Origin of the sequence: Dactylosporangium siamense, assembly GCF_016862795.1 — a bacterium.
In the GTDB taxonomy this organism is placed as follows: domain Bacteria; phylum Actinomycetota; class Actinomycetes; order Mycobacteriales; family Micromonosporaceae; genus Dactylosporangium; species Dactylosporangium siamense.
On sequence record NZ_BONQ01000084.1, the window covers coordinates 84,098 to 100,368 of the forward strand.

Annotated in this window: 15 protein-coding genes and 1 tRNA gene; 11 read left to right on the forward strand and 5 right to left on the reverse strand. The window is 66.8% G+C overall.

Features of this window, described 5'->3' with window-relative positions; all coding sequences use genetic code 11:
- Nucleotides 1-7: 7 nt before the first annotated feature.
- The 5 genes from Dsi01nite_RS28720 to Dsi01nite_RS28740 all read left to right on the forward strand — a co-directional run bounded on the left by Dsi01nite_RS28720 (nucleotide 8) and on the right by Dsi01nite_RS28740 (nucleotide 2,668).
- Nucleotides 8-78: transfer RNA gene (locus Dsi01nite_RS28720), tRNA-Gly, on the forward strand.
- A gap of 178 nt (nucleotides 79-256) precedes the next feature.
- Nucleotides 257-610 (forward strand): hypothetical protein, encoded by a 354-nt coding sequence (locus Dsi01nite_RS28725; protein WP_203849397.1) that lies wholly within the window; start codon nucleotides 257-259, stop codon nucleotides 608-610.
- A gap of 2 nt (nucleotides 611-612) precedes the next feature.
- Entirely contained in the window at nucleotides 613-1,287 is a 675-nt protein-coding gene (locus tag Dsi01nite_RS28730; protein WP_203849398.1) for a nucleotidyl transferase AbiEii/AbiGii toxin family protein, read from the forward strand.
- 359 nt (nucleotides 1,288-1,646) lie between these two features.
- The gene (locus Dsi01nite_RS28735; RefSeq protein WP_203849399.1) at nucleotides 1,647-2,423 is read left to right on the forward strand and encodes a DUF4365 domain-containing protein; all 777 of its coding nucleotides are present in this window, start codon (nucleotides 1,647-1,649) and stop codon (nucleotides 2,421-2,423) included.
- Nucleotides 2,424-2,536: 113 nt separating this feature from the next.
- The gene (locus Dsi01nite_RS28740) at nucleotides 2,537-2,668 is read left to right on the forward strand and encodes a helix-turn-helix domain-containing protein (protein WP_203849400.1); all 132 of its coding nucleotides are present in this window, start codon (nucleotides 2,537-2,539) and stop codon (nucleotides 2,666-2,668) included.
- Between the two features lie 278 nt (nucleotides 2,669-2,946).
- Here Dsi01nite_RS28740 and Dsi01nite_RS28745 read toward each other — a convergent pair whose 3' ends face one another.
- From Dsi01nite_RS28745 to Dsi01nite_RS28755, 3 genes are all read right to left on the reverse strand, one after another.
- On the reverse strand, nucleotides 2,947-3,237 hold the full coding sequence (locus Dsi01nite_RS28745) for a helix-turn-helix domain-containing protein (protein ID WP_203849401.1): 291 nt from the start codon (nucleotides 3,235-3,237) through the stop codon (nucleotides 2,947-2,949).
- A gap of 25 nt (nucleotides 3,238-3,262) precedes the next feature.
- On the reverse strand, nucleotides 3,263-3,634 hold the full coding sequence (locus Dsi01nite_RS28750; protein ID WP_239136243.1) for a type II toxin-antitoxin system RelE/ParE family toxin: 372 nt from the start codon (nucleotides 3,632-3,634) through the stop codon (nucleotides 3,263-3,265).
- Nucleotides 3,635-4,087: 453 nt separating this feature from the next.
- On the reverse strand, nucleotides 4,088-4,342 hold the full coding sequence (locus Dsi01nite_RS28755; protein WP_203849402.1) for a nucleotidyl transferase AbiEii/AbiGii toxin family protein: 255 nt from the start codon (nucleotides 4,340-4,342) through the stop codon (nucleotides 4,088-4,090).
- Nucleotides 4,343-4,595: 253 nt separating this feature from the next.
- Between Dsi01nite_RS28755 and Dsi01nite_RS28760 the strand changes: the two genes are divergently transcribed.
- From Dsi01nite_RS28760 to Dsi01nite_RS28775, 4 genes are read left to right on the forward strand one after another with little or no spacing between them, the layout of a single operon-like run.
- Nucleotides 4,596-4,940 (forward strand): effector-associated constant component EACC1, encoded by a 345-nt coding sequence (locus Dsi01nite_RS28760; RefSeq protein WP_203849403.1) that lies wholly within the window; start codon nucleotides 4,596-4,598, stop codon nucleotides 4,938-4,940.
- A complete protein-coding gene (locus tag Dsi01nite_RS28765) occupies nucleotides 4,930-8,391 on the forward strand; it encodes a caspase, EACC1-associated type (protein WP_239136244.1) in 3,462 nt (1,153 codons plus the stop codon). Before Dsi01nite_RS28760 ends, Dsi01nite_RS28765 begins: the two co-directional genes overlap by 11 nt.
- Nucleotides 8,392-8,397: 6 nt before the next feature.
- Complete coding sequence (locus Dsi01nite_RS28770) at nucleotides 8,398-9,462, forward strand: methyltransferase domain-containing protein (protein WP_203849405.1); 1,065 nt, start codon at nucleotides 8,398-8,400, stop codon at nucleotides 9,460-9,462.
- A gap of 13 nt (nucleotides 9,463-9,475) precedes the next feature.
- Entirely contained in the window at nucleotides 9,476-10,660 is a 1,185-nt protein-coding gene (locus Dsi01nite_RS28775) for a fatty acid desaturase (protein ID WP_203849406.1), read from the forward strand.
- Here the strand turns inward: Dsi01nite_RS28775 and Dsi01nite_RS28780 are convergent.
- Nucleotides 10,657-11,106, reverse strand: coding sequence for a RidA family protein (locus tag Dsi01nite_RS28780; protein WP_203849407.1), 450 nt, complete (start codon nucleotides 11,104-11,106; stop codon nucleotides 10,657-10,659). The two genes, Dsi01nite_RS28775 and Dsi01nite_RS28780, sit on opposite strands and share 4 nt — an antisense overlap.
- Before the next feature lie 146 nt (nucleotides 11,107-11,252).
- Here Dsi01nite_RS28780 and Dsi01nite_RS28785 point away from each other — a divergent pair, with 146 nt between their 5' ends.
- Together Dsi01nite_RS28785 and Dsi01nite_RS28790 are read left to right on the forward strand one after the other, a co-directional pair.
- Nucleotides 11,253-12,425 (forward strand): aminotransferase, encoded by a 1,173-nt coding sequence (locus tag Dsi01nite_RS28785; RefSeq protein WP_203849408.1) that lies wholly within the window; start codon nucleotides 11,253-11,255, stop codon nucleotides 12,423-12,425.
- Nucleotides 12,426-12,734: 309 nt separating this feature from the next.
- Nucleotides 12,735-13,391 (forward strand): hypothetical protein, encoded by a 657-nt coding sequence (locus Dsi01nite_RS28790; RefSeq protein WP_203849409.1) that lies wholly within the window; start codon nucleotides 12,735-12,737, stop codon nucleotides 13,389-13,391.
- 16 nt (nucleotides 13,392-13,407) lie between these two features.
- Here the strand turns inward: Dsi01nite_RS28790 and Dsi01nite_RS28795 are convergent, their stop codons facing one another.
- Nucleotides 13,408-16,095 (reverse strand): Hsp70 family protein, encoded by a 2,688-nt coding sequence (locus Dsi01nite_RS28795; RefSeq protein ID WP_239136245.1) that lies wholly within the window; start codon nucleotides 16,093-16,095, stop codon nucleotides 13,408-13,410.
- Nucleotides 16,096-16,271: the final 176 nt, after the last annotated feature.

Sequence of the window (16,271 nt, forward strand, 5' to 3'; positions counted from 1 at the left end):
GTCGCTCGCGGGTGTAGTTCAATGGCAGAACATCAGCTTCCCAAGCTGACAGTGAGGGTTCGATTCCCTTCACCCGCTCAATCCCGGGGTCCCCCTGGTTCGCGGAGAGCGCGAACCAGGGGGATTTCGCATAATCCCTGGGGCCCGAGCCCCAGACCCCGCGATCTGTGGTCGCCCTTCGCGGTGGTCGGTCGTACTTCGTCTCCTTCACGTGGACTACCGTGAACGTGGGGCTTGTGGCGATGGAGGTGCTGGGATGAGCGAGGACGGTCGGCGCGCTCCGGTCGGGTCGCGCTACGCGGACCAGCGTCCGTACGTCGTCGTGACCGACCTGGGCGAGTTGCGCGGGCCGACGACCGGCGAGGCTCAGCTTGACCGGCGGTTGAACTGGTCTGGGCGGGCCGTTTACGACCTCGGCAACCCGCGCCGGCTGGCGAGCATGTACGAGACCGTGCTTCGTGAGGCCACGCATGTTGAGGAACTGCAGACGTGGCTTGACGGGCCGACGTTGCTGAGGCTGTGGCCTGATCTCGTGCTGCCACCCCAGGTTCGGCAACTCTGGGAAGCTCAGTTCCCCCATCTCGCCGCCCTGCGGCGGCCTGCTGCCTAGTGATGCTCGACAAGGCGTCGACGCATCGACGGCTCGCAGAGATCGGGCTGCGTGCCGGAGGCGAGCACGGGTTCGCGTTGGCCGGCGGTCACGCCGTTGCCGCCCACGGCATCCTGCAGCGTCCGAGCGAGGACGTCGATCTCTTCGCCGACTGGCAACGACGGGCCGACTTTCCCGCCGCGGTCGAGGTCGTCATCGCCGCCTACGTGGCAGCCGGCTACGAGGTGGAGGTCGACCACCGCACGGAGACATTTTCCCGGCTCTATCTCACGGACCCAGCGGAGCGAAGCGAGCACCACCGCGTCGAGCTGGTCGCTAACTGGCGCTCGCAGCCGCCGGTGCAGATGGACATCGGCCCGGTACTGCATGCAGACGACGTCATGGCCGGCAAGATAGATGCGCTGTACAACCGTGCTGCCGCCCGCGACTTCCTTGACATCGATGCCGCGATCGCTAGCGAGCGTTACACGCTGGAGCGGTTGTGCGAGCTTGCCGAGGCGGTCGACGCAGGCTTTGACCGAGCAGTATTCGAACAGATGCTGCGGTCAATCGTGCGCTTCGATGACGAAGACTTCGCGGAGTACGGCGTCGAGCCCGCCGCGGTTTCGGCGCTACGGAAGCGCGTCGACGGATGGCGGCGACAGTTGTTGAACGTTCGGGACGCGCCGGGCCGTTAGCGGGCTACGAGTCCACGCAAACCCTGGCCGCTCCACGCCGTTAGGCTGCAGAGCGCGGAACGATGTCGGCTCGGAGGGACGTTCTCAGAGCTTCGCTGGGCTGATTTTGGTCGTGCTGGTCGCCTGCAGCGGCAGGTGGTTCTGGCAGGCCAGTCGGCCTAGTGTTAGGCAACAAGATCGACGAGCTCTGTCCAGCCTTGGCCGATTGGTCTGCCGCCTTCTGCATGTTACGCGTCAGGCGTAACCACGTCTCTTATGCTGGTTGCGCATCAGTGACGAACTGATTCCAGGTAAATCAGTTTGGTCGCTTCGGGGTAACTGGAGGGGAACTCGAAATGGTATTGAACAAGAATCGGCGGATGGAGCGCGCCGCCGTGAATGCTCTTAGAACTCTCTTGGAGGCTCATGATCACATCGTTCAGGAAATCGATGGCGGGAACGATCACGGTGAGGATCTATACGTTACTTTGACCGAGGGTGCCCGTCGAACCGGCGATACGATTGCAATTCAAGCTAAAGGAGGAAGGTCGTTCGCGGCGAAGGGTGGGTACAGGGTGCCGGCCGGAGATCATGCGGAGTTTTGGCTAAAATCTAACGTCCCAATAGTCTGCGTGGTTTTTGATCCGGATTCTGGCGCTCTGCACTGGGGAAATGCTAGCCAGCAGCTTCGACAAGCGGCGCGTGACGGTGTTGCGCGCAAAAGCATCTCTATCCTCTCAAGTGACGTGCTCAGTGATGTTGGCGTTGGCAAATTTGTGAGACAAATGCGTGGCTATATATCCGAGACGGCGGAGTTGCACAGATTTCTGACGAAGATTTCTGGGAGTGTTTTCGACACCACGGACTTTCTATCCTACTTCGAGAACGAGGACGGCGAGCGGCTCATATTTCAACAACGCCGAGGGGTGTCGTCTGCGTCCCTGCTGCACAGTGATTTGGATTGGCAAGCGGAAGATGTGACGTTAGAAAACTTTCACCTTGGAGTGCCCGGTATGACTAAGGAGCGCAAGATGGATGCATTCTCCAACGTCTTCACCGCAGGGAACGCAATACTTGATCCGAGCGAGGGGTTCTGGCTAATGGCTTGCCTCCTTGCCAGCGTCTGGCATCGTCAACAGCCGCCCATGAGGCATTAGTGATCTACTCGAAGAGCTGCGGTTTCATGTGGAGCGTGACGCCGTGCGGATCACGTACTGGATCGTGTCGGCGGACCGGATCATTCTCATGGTGTTCCTGACGACCGGCCGCCATGACGCAGTCCGCGATCGCACGCTTCGAGGCGGGTGGCACCGTGCCGACGCTGCCGGTTCTCGAACGCCTCGCACGCGCGCTCGACGTCGAGCTGGCGGTTGGCTTTCAGGCCAGGCCTGACGCGGCATGACCAACTCGGCGTGCCATTAGCGTGCCATTACGGCAGGCGACATGAGGTCGCTCCAGGCCACTCAGAACACTCGCGCCAACCAGTGGGCAGCGACTTCGCCGCAACCTTGTCCAGTTCCCAAGCTGACAGTGAGGGTTCGATTCGCTTCACCCGCTCCACGACGAAGGCCCTGGTCAGGACATAAGTCCAGCCAGGGCCTCTTGCATGTCCGGTCACTCGAAACCCGCTGCGGGCCATTGGCGTGCCATTAGCCCGACTGTCAGCTGTCCTGATGCGACTCAGGCGGCAGCGTCGCGGTGGGGCTTGAAGGTGATGTCGAGCTCCGCGTCGAGTGCTGCTGCGAGTCTGGCCAGCAGTGGCACGGTGGGTGTGGCGCCACCTGATTCCAGGCGTGACAGCTGCGGTTGGGTCATGCCGGCGCGTTCGGCGAGTTCGCCTTGGGTGAGTCCGAGTTCGGTGCGGCGGTCGTAGACCATCTGGCCGAGCAGGAGCGCTGCTCGTGCCTCTTCGTAGGCGGAGTTGTGCTGCTCGGCGCCGGTGCGCTCCCAGCGAGAGTGACGTGCCGTCATGGTCCTTCCGCCCTTCCGTTGTGCTTCATTGCCATTTTCGCTCGAAGATCTCGGTCGCTGGCGCATGGTCCTCGTGTCCCAGTTCGCACGTCTGCTGAGCGGCGATAGCTCGCATGACCTCGGCGCGTTCGACCTGGCGGGACTTGCGGAACACCGTCAGTAACACCACCCGGGTTTGGGGTGCGAGCCAGTAGCTAATGCGGACGGCCGACCTGTCGAGGTGGAACCGCAGTTCACGTGTCTTGCCGCCGAGATGACGTGAGTAGGGCTCGCTAAGCGTCTCGGCGCGCTCGGCGAGGATGTCGGCCATCGCCTCTACCTTGGCGTACTCCGTGAGGCGCAAGGTTTCGAGCCAGTCGCGCACCTCTGGCTCCAGCTCGATGACGTAGCGTCTCACCTGCTGACGGTATACCGTTTTTGGTATATCGACAAGCGGTGTCCGGGCCATTAGCGGGCCATTAGCCCAGGCGACGTCTGGCCGCTCCAGGCCGCTCGCCGCAGGCGCGTCCTGGAGGTTTACACATCTGGTGAGGGCCACCTGTCTGGTTCCCAAGCTGACAGTGAGGGTTCGATTCCCTTCACCCGCTCAGACAGAGAAACGCCAGGCCAGGGCATCCGCCCGGACCTGGCGTTTCTGATCTCTACGGCTCCGCAACGGGCCGTGGGCCATGAGCCTGGGGTAGCGACCGACATCTCGAAGCAGCAGGTCAGCCGATTCCGTCGAACCAAGGTTCCCGCCTGGCCCACCCGAGAAGCGAACTGCGCTCCGAGTCCTGCCATGCTCGAAGGATCTCGGCCAGCCTGGCGCGGCCCCTCTGGTCCATCACTGAGCGGCCGGGACCGCACGCGGCTAGCCCAAAGCCAGCGTTACCGCACCGAACACCTGATCGCCGCGAGGTCGCATGGTGAACAGGTCGGCGAGGATGCGGCACTCGAAGCCGGCATCAGCCTGTCCAGCGAGTTCGCAGAGGCGTTCGCGGCTGTAGCGTCCGGATGTGACGGCAACGTCGACGTCGAGGAAATCTCTGGGTTCGGCCCTGGTGTAGAGGGCGGACACCTTGCCGGCTACAACATCGTCAACGTGCAGGACCGAGCCGATGTCCATCTGGACGGGCGGTTTGGGTATGCCAGTTCGACCTTGTACGAGTGCCCGAACTGCGTGGGGTGGGCAACTGCGAGCACTGAACACTCCAATTCGGCGACCTGGCGGGCGTGGGCTGAGGGTCGCAGTAGGCCACACGGTTGGGCCAGTGTCGGGTTTCGGGCGATCATGGCCGAGGGCGAGGCCTTCACAAATCTCGGCTCGTCATGGAGCATTTACTCATTGTCGACCTCGAATGAGATCGGAGCGGGGACAAATGGGGGCGCCGGATCTGCTTGGCCATGGGATCGAACTGCGGGCCGAGGACCCTGACGATCTCGACTATGTCTACGGCGAGCTTCGTGGCGCACCGGGGGTCAGTGTCGAGGCGAAGCATTCTCCGGCCGAGGCCGGAGATCAGGGGTGGGAGCTCGAGCTGCTTCTGGTCGCCTGCTCCAGCGGGGCGGTGGCCTCGTTGTTGCAACTGCTGCGGGCGCTTGTCGAGTCGCGCGGGCCGAAGTTCGTTCTGAAGGTTCAGGGCCGAGGGCAGCAGCTCGAGATCAAGGCGGACACGGTCGAGGAGGCCTTGCCCTTGCTGCGGGAGATGCTGGGTGAGCCGTGATCTCTCCCAGTCTCGCGCGATCCTGATCGGTGCCTCGGAGTATCGCGACGACCGAATACCGGATCTACCGGCTGCGGGCGCCAGCCTTAGGGCGATGGAGGCGTTGCTTACCGGCCAGTGGTGCGGGTGGCCTGGCGACCGGGTGACGGTTATCGCCGAGCCAGGTTCTCCCTCCGAGTTGGCCAGTCAGCTTGTCGCCACCGTCCGCAATATCCGCGATACCGTGCTGCTCTACTACGTCGGGCACGGACTGCGGACGTCTGAGGGGCAGCTCGCGCTCGCGGTGCGGAACACCGAGGCCGCGGCCGAGTCGTTGCCATACACCGCGCTGCTCTACGAAGCGGTGGCCAAGATCCTGCGCGGCTGCCCGGCGCTCACCAAGCTCATCATTCTGGATTGCTGCCATGCCGAGCTCGGGACGCGGTCCAACTTCCATTTCCAGTCCGGTGACCTCCTCGAGGCGTATCCAGTCGACGGGCTCTACTTCGTCGGCGCGAGCCGGATCCACATGAAGGCAAAGGCGCCACTCAACGCCGAGCCGACCCACTTCACCCGCGCGCTCGTCGACGTGGTCAACGAGGGCATCCCAGGGCGGCCGGCGACGCTGCGGCTGGACCAGGTCTTCGTTGAGCTGCGCTCGCGGCTACTGCGAGCCGACCTTCCCGAGCCGGTTGAGAGCGGTCTTCGCAGCGCCCATCGGTTCCCGTTCGCGATCAACGCGGCACCGCCAATCAGCTATGTCGACCCGGAACGAGACATGGAGCGAGTCACGGCGCTCGTTGACGGCGGCGCGGCCGGGCTGGCTGGCGTGTCCGTTCAGGACCTGGTCCAGGAGTATCTCAACGACCTGATCCGATCGACTTCGACGCTCGCGTTCGGCGACCCGGTCGCATCCACCGGCGACGACGGCGGGGTGGTCACGCTCGAGCAGGTCTGGACGCCACTGCGAGTGGTCGACTCCCAGGCCTTGTCCGCCGACGGACCCATGGTCGGGCTTACCGACGGGACTGACCTCGGCGAGCTGCTCGACGCCACGTCGGACTCGGTCGTCATCCTCAGTGATCCCGGCGGCGGCAAGTCAACGTCCGTGTCCGCCATCGCGTTGAAGCAGGCGCGCCGTCACCTCACCACCGGGGGGACGCTGCCGATCCGGGTCCGGCTCGGCAGCGTCGTGGCCAGCGAGACCGGCGACCCGACGCTCCTGCTGTTGTCCGGGGTGCCAGAGGTCCAGCTCTGCATCGCCCGCGACGGCCGCGGGGCCGGGGCCGCGTTGGTCGCGTACCTGCGCTCGAAGGTTCAGCGGGGCGCCGCGCTGCTGCTACTTGATGGGCTGGACGAGGTCGGCGAGGCGTTGATCGGAAGCGTGCGGCGGGCCATCTCGCAGATCGTGCTGCCCGCAAACGGCATCCGCGTGATTGTCACCTGCCGCAAATTCGACTACCGGCAGAATCGGCCCCCACGCAAAGTAGCCATCTCGCGGGAGTTGGAGCTCCTGCCGTACACCAGAATCGAACGTAATAGGTATGTGCAGCAGTGGTATCGTGCGGCCGTCCAGGTCGGCCGGTTCGAATCGGCCGAGGGTGACCGGCTGGCCGCCGGGCTGAAGCAGGAGTTGCTCAATCCGGAGCTGGCCGAGCTGGCCGGGCTGCCGCTGCTGCTGACATTGCTGACGCTGATCCATTCCGAGGCGGGGCGGCTACCTGAGGTCCGGGCGGTCGTATGCGACACCGCGATCCGGCATCTGCTGGCCGGAAAGGCCAAGTGGCGCACCGTCGGCGACAACGACACAGCGGTCGCGGCCAGCGCGCTCTTTGCACTGGCCCAGCGCTGCGCCCACTTCATCCACAGCGCTGAGGAGAACGTCGAGGGCACCCTCGAGATCGGGCTTACCCGGCTGGACATCGCCGCAGAGGCCGAGGCGCTGTGCACGGAGTTCGCCCGGCTGGGAGGTCGTCCAACCGACCCCGAGCAGCTCACCAGCCAGTTGCTGCGCAGTCATGGCCTGTTGGCCGAGATCGCGCCCGGGCGATACCGCTTCGCCCATCGGTACTTTCAGGAGTTCTTGGCCGGGCACTACTACGCGAATGGCGCACGGGCCGACGACGCCTTGCGCGTCGCCCGGGAGCCGCACTGGCGCGAGCCCTTCCGCCTGATGGCGGGCTTCGCCGGGCACGAGGGCGCAGACATCTTCTACGTGCTGACCCTGGTCGGCGACCTACTCGACATAGGCAGGCCAGATGCGGCGTCTGTGGCCAGCTCACAGCTCGCGGCCGAGATGCTCACCGAGATCGGCGTTGAGCGCCTCACCACCCTGGGATTCGGCCGCGTGCTCGCCCCGGATGCCGACGGCCGTGGCATGGAGGGCCTCTGGCGGCGGGCGGAGGACACCGTCGCCCGGCAGGTCGAGAACGAGCGGCTGACACTCGCCGAGCGCTTCCGCGCTGCCTCGGTCGTGGCGCACCTCGGCGATCGCCGGTTCGTCACGGTGGGTGGCGATACTCGCCCACCGTGGAAAGATCTCGTCGTCATCCCGGCAGGCCCGGCGGCGATGGGCAGTCGGCGGTTGGACAGCGAGCGGACCCTGGCTGCCGGCACTCGCGAGGTGGTGTTTCCGGCCTTCGGCATCGGCCGCTATCTCGTGACGAACAGTCAGTACGCGCGGTTCCTGGAGGACGGTGGATACGCCGAACCCGCCTACTGGCCGGGCCGGTACGCAACCGGGTGGGTTGGCGGCGACCCCGGTGTGCTCGCCGAACTCGGCGAGCACTGGCTGGAGACGGTCCACGAACACCACGCAAAAGAATTGCGCGATGGCGAGATCCTTGTCGACGACCTGCGGGCCGAGGCGGTCATCCGGATCGGGACCCGCCTGCGACCCTTCTACTGGGGTGATCGGCGATTCAACCAGCCCAACCAGCCGGTGGTGGGCATCAACTACTGGGAGGCGTCGGCGTACTGCGCCTGGGCCACAGAGAACGGCCACCGCACCGGCACGCTGCCCGAGGACGCCATCATCAGCGTCCCGACGGAGTTCGAGTGGGAGCGGGCCTGCCGGCCTTCCGAGGACGACCGCATTTATCCCTGGGGCGACGACGAGGCAGACGAGAAGAGCCATTTGCGCTCCAACGTGCTCAACATCCGCCAGCCCAGCCCTGTCGGCATCTACCTGCCGTCGTGGGATGGGGGGCCCTTCGACCTCGGCGGCAACGTGTGGGAGTGGACCAGCAGCCTGAACCGCCCCTACGCCGCTGTGCACGACGTCACGCGTGACGCCTTCGACAGCCTCGACGAGCACATTGTGCGGGGCAGCTCCTGGTACAACACCTTCGAATTCGCCGCCTGTAGCTCCCGCGCCGTGGACCGGTCCTACAACCTCTTCTATGACGTGGGCTGCCGAATTGTTGTCGTATCGGCTTCGGCTGATCGGCCGGGTGCACCGCCGACGGAGTGAGGGGTCTTGGCTGAGATCACGCCAGGTCTGGAGAAGCGCCTGATCGGCGCGTTGCAGCCCATCCGTGGGTTCGTGCTCGCGCAGGCGCTGCATCAGTTCATGGACACCGGCATCCACGACGCGCTGACCAAGCACGGCGCGCTGCCCGTCGACCGCTTGGCACAGCTCTGCGGACTGTCGGCCGATCGGCTCGGTGGGTTCCTGCTGTACCTCGCGAACGAGGACTTCGTCGTCATCGCGGTGGACGGGACGGTGGGGCTCACGTCGGCGGGGGCCGAGATCGGCGTGTTCCAACCCTGGTACGCGCTGCTCGTCGGCGGTTATACGCCGGCCTTCGCTGGCCTGCGCGAGGCGTTGGCCGACCCTGCCGCCTACGCGTCTCGCAACGCCGCGCAGGTGGGCGTCGGCAGTTGCGGGATCAGCGAGTACGACGCGCTTCCGATAGCAGAGCGGCTCTTCCAGCAGATCCCGGGGCGAGTCGGCACAGTCGTCGACCTTGGCTGTGGCGACGGCCGCTACCTCGCCGAACTGTGTGACCGCAACCCCGGCCTGCGCGGCGTCGGCGTCGAGCTGGCCGAGCAGTCGGTGACCAACGCGCGGCGGCTGATGCAGCAGCGAGGGCTCGCCGAGCGAGTCGCGGTCGTGGCCGGCCGCGCCGACGACCCACCGGACCTCGCCGACCGGCCGGGACCGCTGTGTTTCATCACCGCCTTCGTACTGCAGGAAATCCTGGAGCAGCGTGACCGTGCCGCCATCCTTGAGCTGCTGTGCAAAGTCTTTGCGCGCCATCCCGACGCAAGCTGGATTGTGATCGAGGTGGACCACCGCCCAGCCGACCCGGACGTCATGGGCCACGATCTCGGGCTTGCGTACTACAACCCGTACTACCTGATCCACCGGATCACCGAACAGCGGCTGGAGACCCGGCGGTTCTGGGAGGACCTCTTCGCCGAGGCTGGGCTGAGCGTTGTCGGACCAGAGGTGCCCGACCCGGTGTACGACTCGCTCGGGCTGAAACTTGGCTACCTGCTCCGCGCGGCCGGTGCGCCCGCCATCCGGGCCGATCTGTAGATCAGAGGCGGACGTGAGCGACGTTGCAGCGATCCCCGGCCCGGCCCGGGACGTGCGCGAATCGATGCTGGTGCTGCCCACCTGGCTCCAGCCAGTGCTCACCTGGGTCACCGGCAAGCCAACGGTCACGGAGAATAGCTGGCGGCTGCGGCCCGTCGACCATCTTCTCGCCTCGATCGCTCCACTGCTTTTCGGCGTCGCCGTCGGCTGGGCCGCGGTCCTGGCTGGCGGCTGGTGGCTGCTGGTCTTGCCGGTCTCGTGGCTGTCCAGCGTGCACGGCATGCGCAAGCTGGGGTCAGTGATCCTGCACCAGTGCACCCATGCGACCTATTCCCGGCGGAAATGGGTCAACCGCCTGCTTGGCGGCGCGATCGCGGCCGGGCTCGGCGTGCAGGAGTACGAAGACTACTCTCGCGAGCACGTGTCGGATCACCACTCGCTGAGTCACATGACGATGGCCGATCCTACTGCCCGCTTCATTGTGGAGACCATGCGGTGTGAGCCGCTGATGAGTGGCCGGCAGATGTGGCTGGCGATGTTCCGCACGATGCTTTCGCCAGCGTTCCAAGTGCGGCAGATGTTCTGGCGGCTGTCCACGCACCGCACCGCCGTCCGTGCGGCGTTGCTGATGCTCACGCTGGCGGCCGAAATCGCGCTGTTCGCGGGCGTTGGGTCGTGGTGGATCGCGCTGCTGGTCTGGGTAATTCCGTTGACGGTTCTCTACAACTGGGCCGCCGTGCTGCGGGTCTCGTGCCGGCACCTGTTCCCCGCGGCAGGGCACCCGCTTGAGGGGCGGGCCGCCATTGCCCTGGGGACGCATGGCATCTTTCTGGGCGAGGCGGTGCCCGACCCGGCCCTACGCGGGATGCGCCGTGCCCGGGGCTGGGCGTCCTGGTGGCTGCGGATGCTTTTCGTCCACCTGTTCAACCGGCTGTTCGTGCTGGTCGGCGACGGGCCCTGTCACGACTACCACCACCGTTTCCCCCGATCGGCGCAGTGGGTGAATTATCCATTCGCCCGGCGAGACGACATCGCCGCCGGTCATCCGATGTGGTTGGCCTACACCGAGGTGTGGGGCCTGCGGGCGGCGATCGACGAGGTCTTCTCATCCCTGCGACAGGCAGACCCGGCCATTTACCGTCGGGAACCTGTCGTGGTACGACTGCCGAGCCGGCCGCCGCCCCATCTCACCGATTAGGCGACGTGAACCACCATTTCGATCTCAACCGCCCAGTTGTACGGCAGCACCATGCCCACTGCCGAACGGGCGTGCCGACCGCGGTCGCCGAGAGCGTCGAGCAGGAATCGGCTGGCCCCGTCGATGACCTTAGGCGTGGAGTCGAACCCATCGGCCACGTTGACCATGCCGAGCACCTTCACGATGCCCTGGATCGATTCGATGTCCGCGACCGCGCCGACCGCGCGCAGGCAGTTGTACGCCGAGAGTTCGGCCGCCTTGGCCGCCTCGTCGATGTCGAGATCTTTGCCGACCTTGCCCTTGATTTCCACGCCGTCGTGAGTGGAGATCTGACCGGACGTGAAAACCAGATCGCCGACCCGTCGAGCTTGTTGGAAAGGCGGAAACTCCAGGTGGGCAGGTTCGAAGCTGTAACCCATCTCGGCAAGCTTCTCGATGATCGACATGGAATGGTCCCTTCTGGTCGAAACCGTTGGAGGCATTGCCCGTCGATGAATGGCCATAAGGTTTCCGACGATGCAACCCGCCGCAATGTTACCACCGATCGGTGGGGTCTCATCGGCACTAACAACGAGTATCGCGGCGGGCCGGCATGAAACTTATTCGCCGGACGCTTGGCCTGCCGGTTTCGCCGATCGATGCGATTCGCGAACTGTTCGCCGAGCAGCGATCCGCTAAGGCGATGATCAATCTGTCAGAGGGTGTCCCGGCCTACGGGCCGCCGCCGGTCATCACCGAGCGGTTGCAGCAGGCCGTGAGAAATTCGCAAACCGCCCGATATGCTCCCCGTGCTGGGCTGCCGGAACTCCGCAACCTCTTTGCCGGGGAGCTCTCGGCGGCCTACGCCGCGACCGTGCGGGAAGGCGAGGTGCTCATCACGGCCGGTTGCAACCAGGCATTCTGTGTGGCAGTGTCGGCTCTCGCGGCGGCCGGCGACGAGGTGATCCTGCCGGCCCCCTACTACTTCAACCATGAGATGTGGCTGCGGCTCGACCAGCTGACACCGGTGTTGCTGCCCACCGGCGACACCTTTATTCCCGATCCCGTGGCGGCTGGAAAACTCATCACGCCGCGGACGAGGGCCATTCTTCTGGTTACCCCTGGAAATCCGACCGGAGTCACCGTTCCGCCAGCCGTCATACGAGATTTCGCCATGCTGGCGATACGTCATGGAATTGCGCTCATTCTTGATGAGACGTATCGAAACTTCCGCCCGACGTCCGAGCCGGCCCATGATCTCTATCGGCTGCCGAAATGGCAGGAAAACGTCATTACCTTACACAGCTTCTCGAAAGAGTATGCGATTCCGGGATATCGGGTCGGTGCGATGGTTGGGCACCCCGACCTGCTGGCGGAGGCGGGCAAGCTGGTGGAGTGCATGGTCGTGTGTGCGCCCCGGATCGGGCAGGAGGCCGCGATTGCCGGACTGCGCGGCGCCCGCGAATGGCGCACGCGCCGAGTCGGCGAAGCCGCGCACCGGCTCGAGCGGTTCCGGCAACTCTTGGCCGACGCGCCCGGTGGCTTCCGGCTGCGCGCGTCCGGCGCATTCTTCGCGTGGGTGCAACTGCCGGGCTGGCCGGAGCCCGCCGAGGAATTGGTGCGGCGGCTGGCCACCGAGCAGGCAGTGCTGGCGCTGCCCGGCACGCTGTTCGAGCCGATCGATGACCGGCATCTGCGCTTCAGCGTCGCGGCCCTTGCCGACGAGCAGTTCGACGACCTGCGGGCGAGGCTCACGGCGTTCGGAGGCAGCCGCACCAAGCCGTGACGGTTCAGCTCGGCCGGGCTAGTGGGCGATCTCGCGGCGAACGTGGGGTGCTCCACCGCGAACGACGACTGGGAGATGGACCACGTTGGCGCGCTTGGTGAGTCGGATTTGTACTATTCTGAGCTGACAGTGAAGTTCAATTCCTTCACCCGCTCAATCGGGGACTCGCATTCCCCAGAGGACATGGCCCAGGCCGCATGATCGATGCTTGCCCGCCGCCGCTACCCTTCCGCCGGGCCGGTCGGGTCGCTGGTGGAGATTCTGTGTGCGGGGTCGACGCGGTCGGTGATGTCTCGGCAGGATGCCACCATGGCAGACCCTGCGGGGCGGGCACGGGACGAACGCCTTGCGGCGCTGGTGCGGGCCGAGCGGACTGAACACGTCGTGGTGCAGGAGCGTCGCGGGTCTGCGCCCGGGCTCATCTGGGCTTTCCATCTGGTTGCCGGGGCGGTGGCGGGCTGCGTGCTGTGGTCGCGGAGCTACCCGGGTTCGGACTCCTTCCTGCTGGCGGCCGGCGGAGTCGCGGCGCTGGCCATGGCAGGGGTCTGGCTCGGGTGGACCATCGTCGTCGCGAACCGCACCGGGAGGCGGTGGTGGTTCGTGGTCGCGCCGGTCATCGCTGTGCTCACCCTGGTGCTGCTTGCCGTCGGTGCACCGCTGCGGATGCGGTGGTCGGCCGGCCGGCAGGCGTTCGCCGCCGTCGTGGCGGGGCATCCGATTCCGCCGGCGGGCAGCGAGTGGACCCAGTTCGACGTGCCCGAACGGTTGGGTTCCTACCGGGTTGTCGTTGCGTACTGGGTTCCTGGCGGCGCGGTCTTCTACGAAGGGCATGGCAACCTCTTCGACGACGCCGGATTCGCCTACCTGCCGGCCGGGCCGACCGCGGAGTTGAACACGGGGCTGTTCGAAGGGCCCAGGTTCCGATCGCTCGGCGGCGGCTGGTACCAGTGGACCGCGAGCTGGTAGCCGTGGTGCGTCCGGGCTACTTGGCGTACTTCCACACGGTGTAGTCCTTGGCGCCGGGGCAGATGAGGCTGGTCGAGTTCCACCAGCAGCCGGATGCGCGGATGGTCGGGGTGCCGAGGCTGGTCTGGAGTTCGTTGTCGAGGTCCAGGCCGAGGAGGGTGACCGGCGAGGGTTTCGTGCCCAGGGCGCCGGTGAAGACGAAGGCGCGGTTGATGTTGATGCCGACCAGGGCGCCCTTGTGGGTGGCCACGGTGGCGCCGCGGGTGTTGTAGACGGTGCCGCCCTTGGTGGTGTTGACGATCAGGTAGCGGTCGTCGTAGTCGCCGCCCAGGGACTGCATGGGGCGGTCGAGGTCTGCGTCGGGGGCGGCGACGCGCCAGACCTGCTCGGCGGAGGAGCCGGAGCGGTAGCGGGCGAACTCGCGGGAGGACTCGTCGGTGCCGACCTGGTCGATGACGCACACGTCGCTGCCCTTGGAGCAGCCGCTGATCCAGACCGGGGATCGGTTGGCCGGGCCGCGGAAGGCGGGCTGTGGGTTGCTGTTCGAAGCGCTGACGGTGCTGACCTGGTACTCGGTCTTCTGGCTGGCGTACACGAGACCGTCGAAGCCGACCCGGCCGACCGGGGCGGTGTCGGGGATGTCGGCGACCTTCTTGGGGTCCTTGGAGCCGATGTCCCAGACCGCGCCGCCGGCGGCCACCAGGACGACGTTCGTCGGGGTGCTGGGGTTGGTGCGGCCGAGCAGTCGCCAGCCGGCGGGGAGGCCGATCGTTGTGGTGCCGAGGCCGGAGGCGACCTTGCCGGTGACCGAGGAGATGCGCGACATCTGATTGGTCTTGCGGTCCAGCCACAGCAGGGGCATCGCGTTGCCGGTCGTCGGGTGGACGTCGCCGACCATCAGGATGCCGTCGACGCCCACGGCGGAGGTCCACTCGGTGCCGTCGATGTTGTTGACGCCGACGAGCTGGCGTTTGCCGTTCTCGGGTTCGGCCAGGGCCACGATGTAGTCGCCGATCATCAGCGCCTGGCTCCACTTGGCCGCGTCGCCGATCTTCTTGCCCTTGGTGGTCGAGGTGCTCAGGTCCAGGGTCGTCACGTCGACCGCGCGGCCGACCTGGGTGACCGTGTGGGCCTTCTTCTCGGTGAGGAACGCGGTGGCGAAGTCCGTCTCGGTCATGCCCTCGACCTTGATCGAGGCCGTCTGGGACAGCTTCTGGAAGGTGGGCTTCGGCTTGATCACCTGCCAGAGCGTGTAGACGCCGCCGCCCATGCACCCGAAGACGAGGGTGAGGATCAGCAGGACGCGCAGCGCGGTCTTGCCGCCGCTGCGCCGGCGCGGAGGTGGCGGCACCGGCATCGGCATCGGGCGCTGATAAGGAAATGCGGGCGGCGGCAGGACCGGCGCGGGCCGCGGGGACACCGGTGACACGGGCGTGGCCGAGACCGGTGCCGGCGCGGGGTGAGCGGACACCGGCATGGCCGGCATCGGTGGGCGTTGCAGCGGTACCGGGTGCGGCACGCCCGACGTGGGAATGCCGGTGCGGGTGTCGAACATGCCCGTGGTCGGCGCCGGTGCGGGCACCTGCCGGGGCGGCGGCGGTTGCTGCGGTGGTGCGCTCTGGGCGATCAGATCGGCGAGCGCCCCCTCCGCGACCGGCAGCTCCGGCTGCTCCAGCATCGTCGGCGCCACCCCGAGCTCGGTGTGCAGGGTGTGCGCGACCAGGGGGATCCGGCTTGCCCCACCGACCAGGAACACCACCGACAGGTCGGCCGGGGTCAACCGGCTGCGCTCGGCGGTGGCGACCAGTTCGGCGACGCCGCGGCGTATCAGCGGCCGGGCCAGCGTCTCCAGCTCGTCGCGGGTCACGTGCAGCGAGCCGCTCACGCCGGGCACCGCAACCGACGCCGTGGTCGCGCGGGACAGCATCTCCTTCGCGGACCGGACCTCGTCCCAGAACTGCCGGCGGTGCCGCCGGTCCAGTTCGGTGGCCGGTTGCGAGATCTGCTGCCAGGCCGCCGGCTCGGTGCGTTCGAGCTGCTGCCCGAGGTGCGCGACGAGCGCCGCATCGATGTCCAGCCCGCCCAGGTCCTCGGCGCCACCCCAGCCCAGGACGGTGAATCCGGTCGCCTCCCGGCGCACCATCGCCACGTCGAGCGTGCCGCCACCGAAGTCGAACACCGCGATGGTCCCGCCGAACGGAACCGGCCGGCGCATGACGTCGGTGAAGTACCGCGCCGCCGCGACCGGCTCCGGCATCAGCCTGACCTGCGGCCAGCCGGCCCGGGTGGCCGCGTCCTGCAGCGTCTGCCGGCGCAGGCTGCCCCACGCGGCCGGGTAGGTGAGCACCGCCGGCGGCAGGAACCCGACCGCCTCGCCGGCCGCCCGGGCCACCGCGCGCAGGACCGCGGCGAGCAGGTCCGCGACCGGCACCTCCCGCCCGGCCAGCAGCACCGCGCCGTCGTCGATGCGTTGTTTGGGGTTGGGCTCGTAACCGCCCGGGTCGACCTGCGCCATCCGCTCGGCGTCCCGGCCGGCGTGGATGGTGCCGGTGCTGTCCACGTAGACCCCGGACGGCAGCACGGGCCGTCCGTCCACGAGCAGCGGCCGGGTCCGGCCATCCGGCCAGCGGAGGATCGCCACGGTATTCGAAGTCCCGAGGTCGATGCCGATCGCATGCCCCGACCCCGCCAACGGAGCTGTCACGGCCAGGATCGTACGCGGTGCGGCCATCACCGGGCGGCCCGTGAGTTCCGGCACGGTTACCCTGTGCGCCCGGTCACGGCTTGCGGCAAGGACGCCAGGAGGCCGCGGCTGGTAGAGCCAGGTCTACCGAGGTGACGGGCCCGTGCACCCTCGTGCCGGGGCCCGGCGATTCCTAC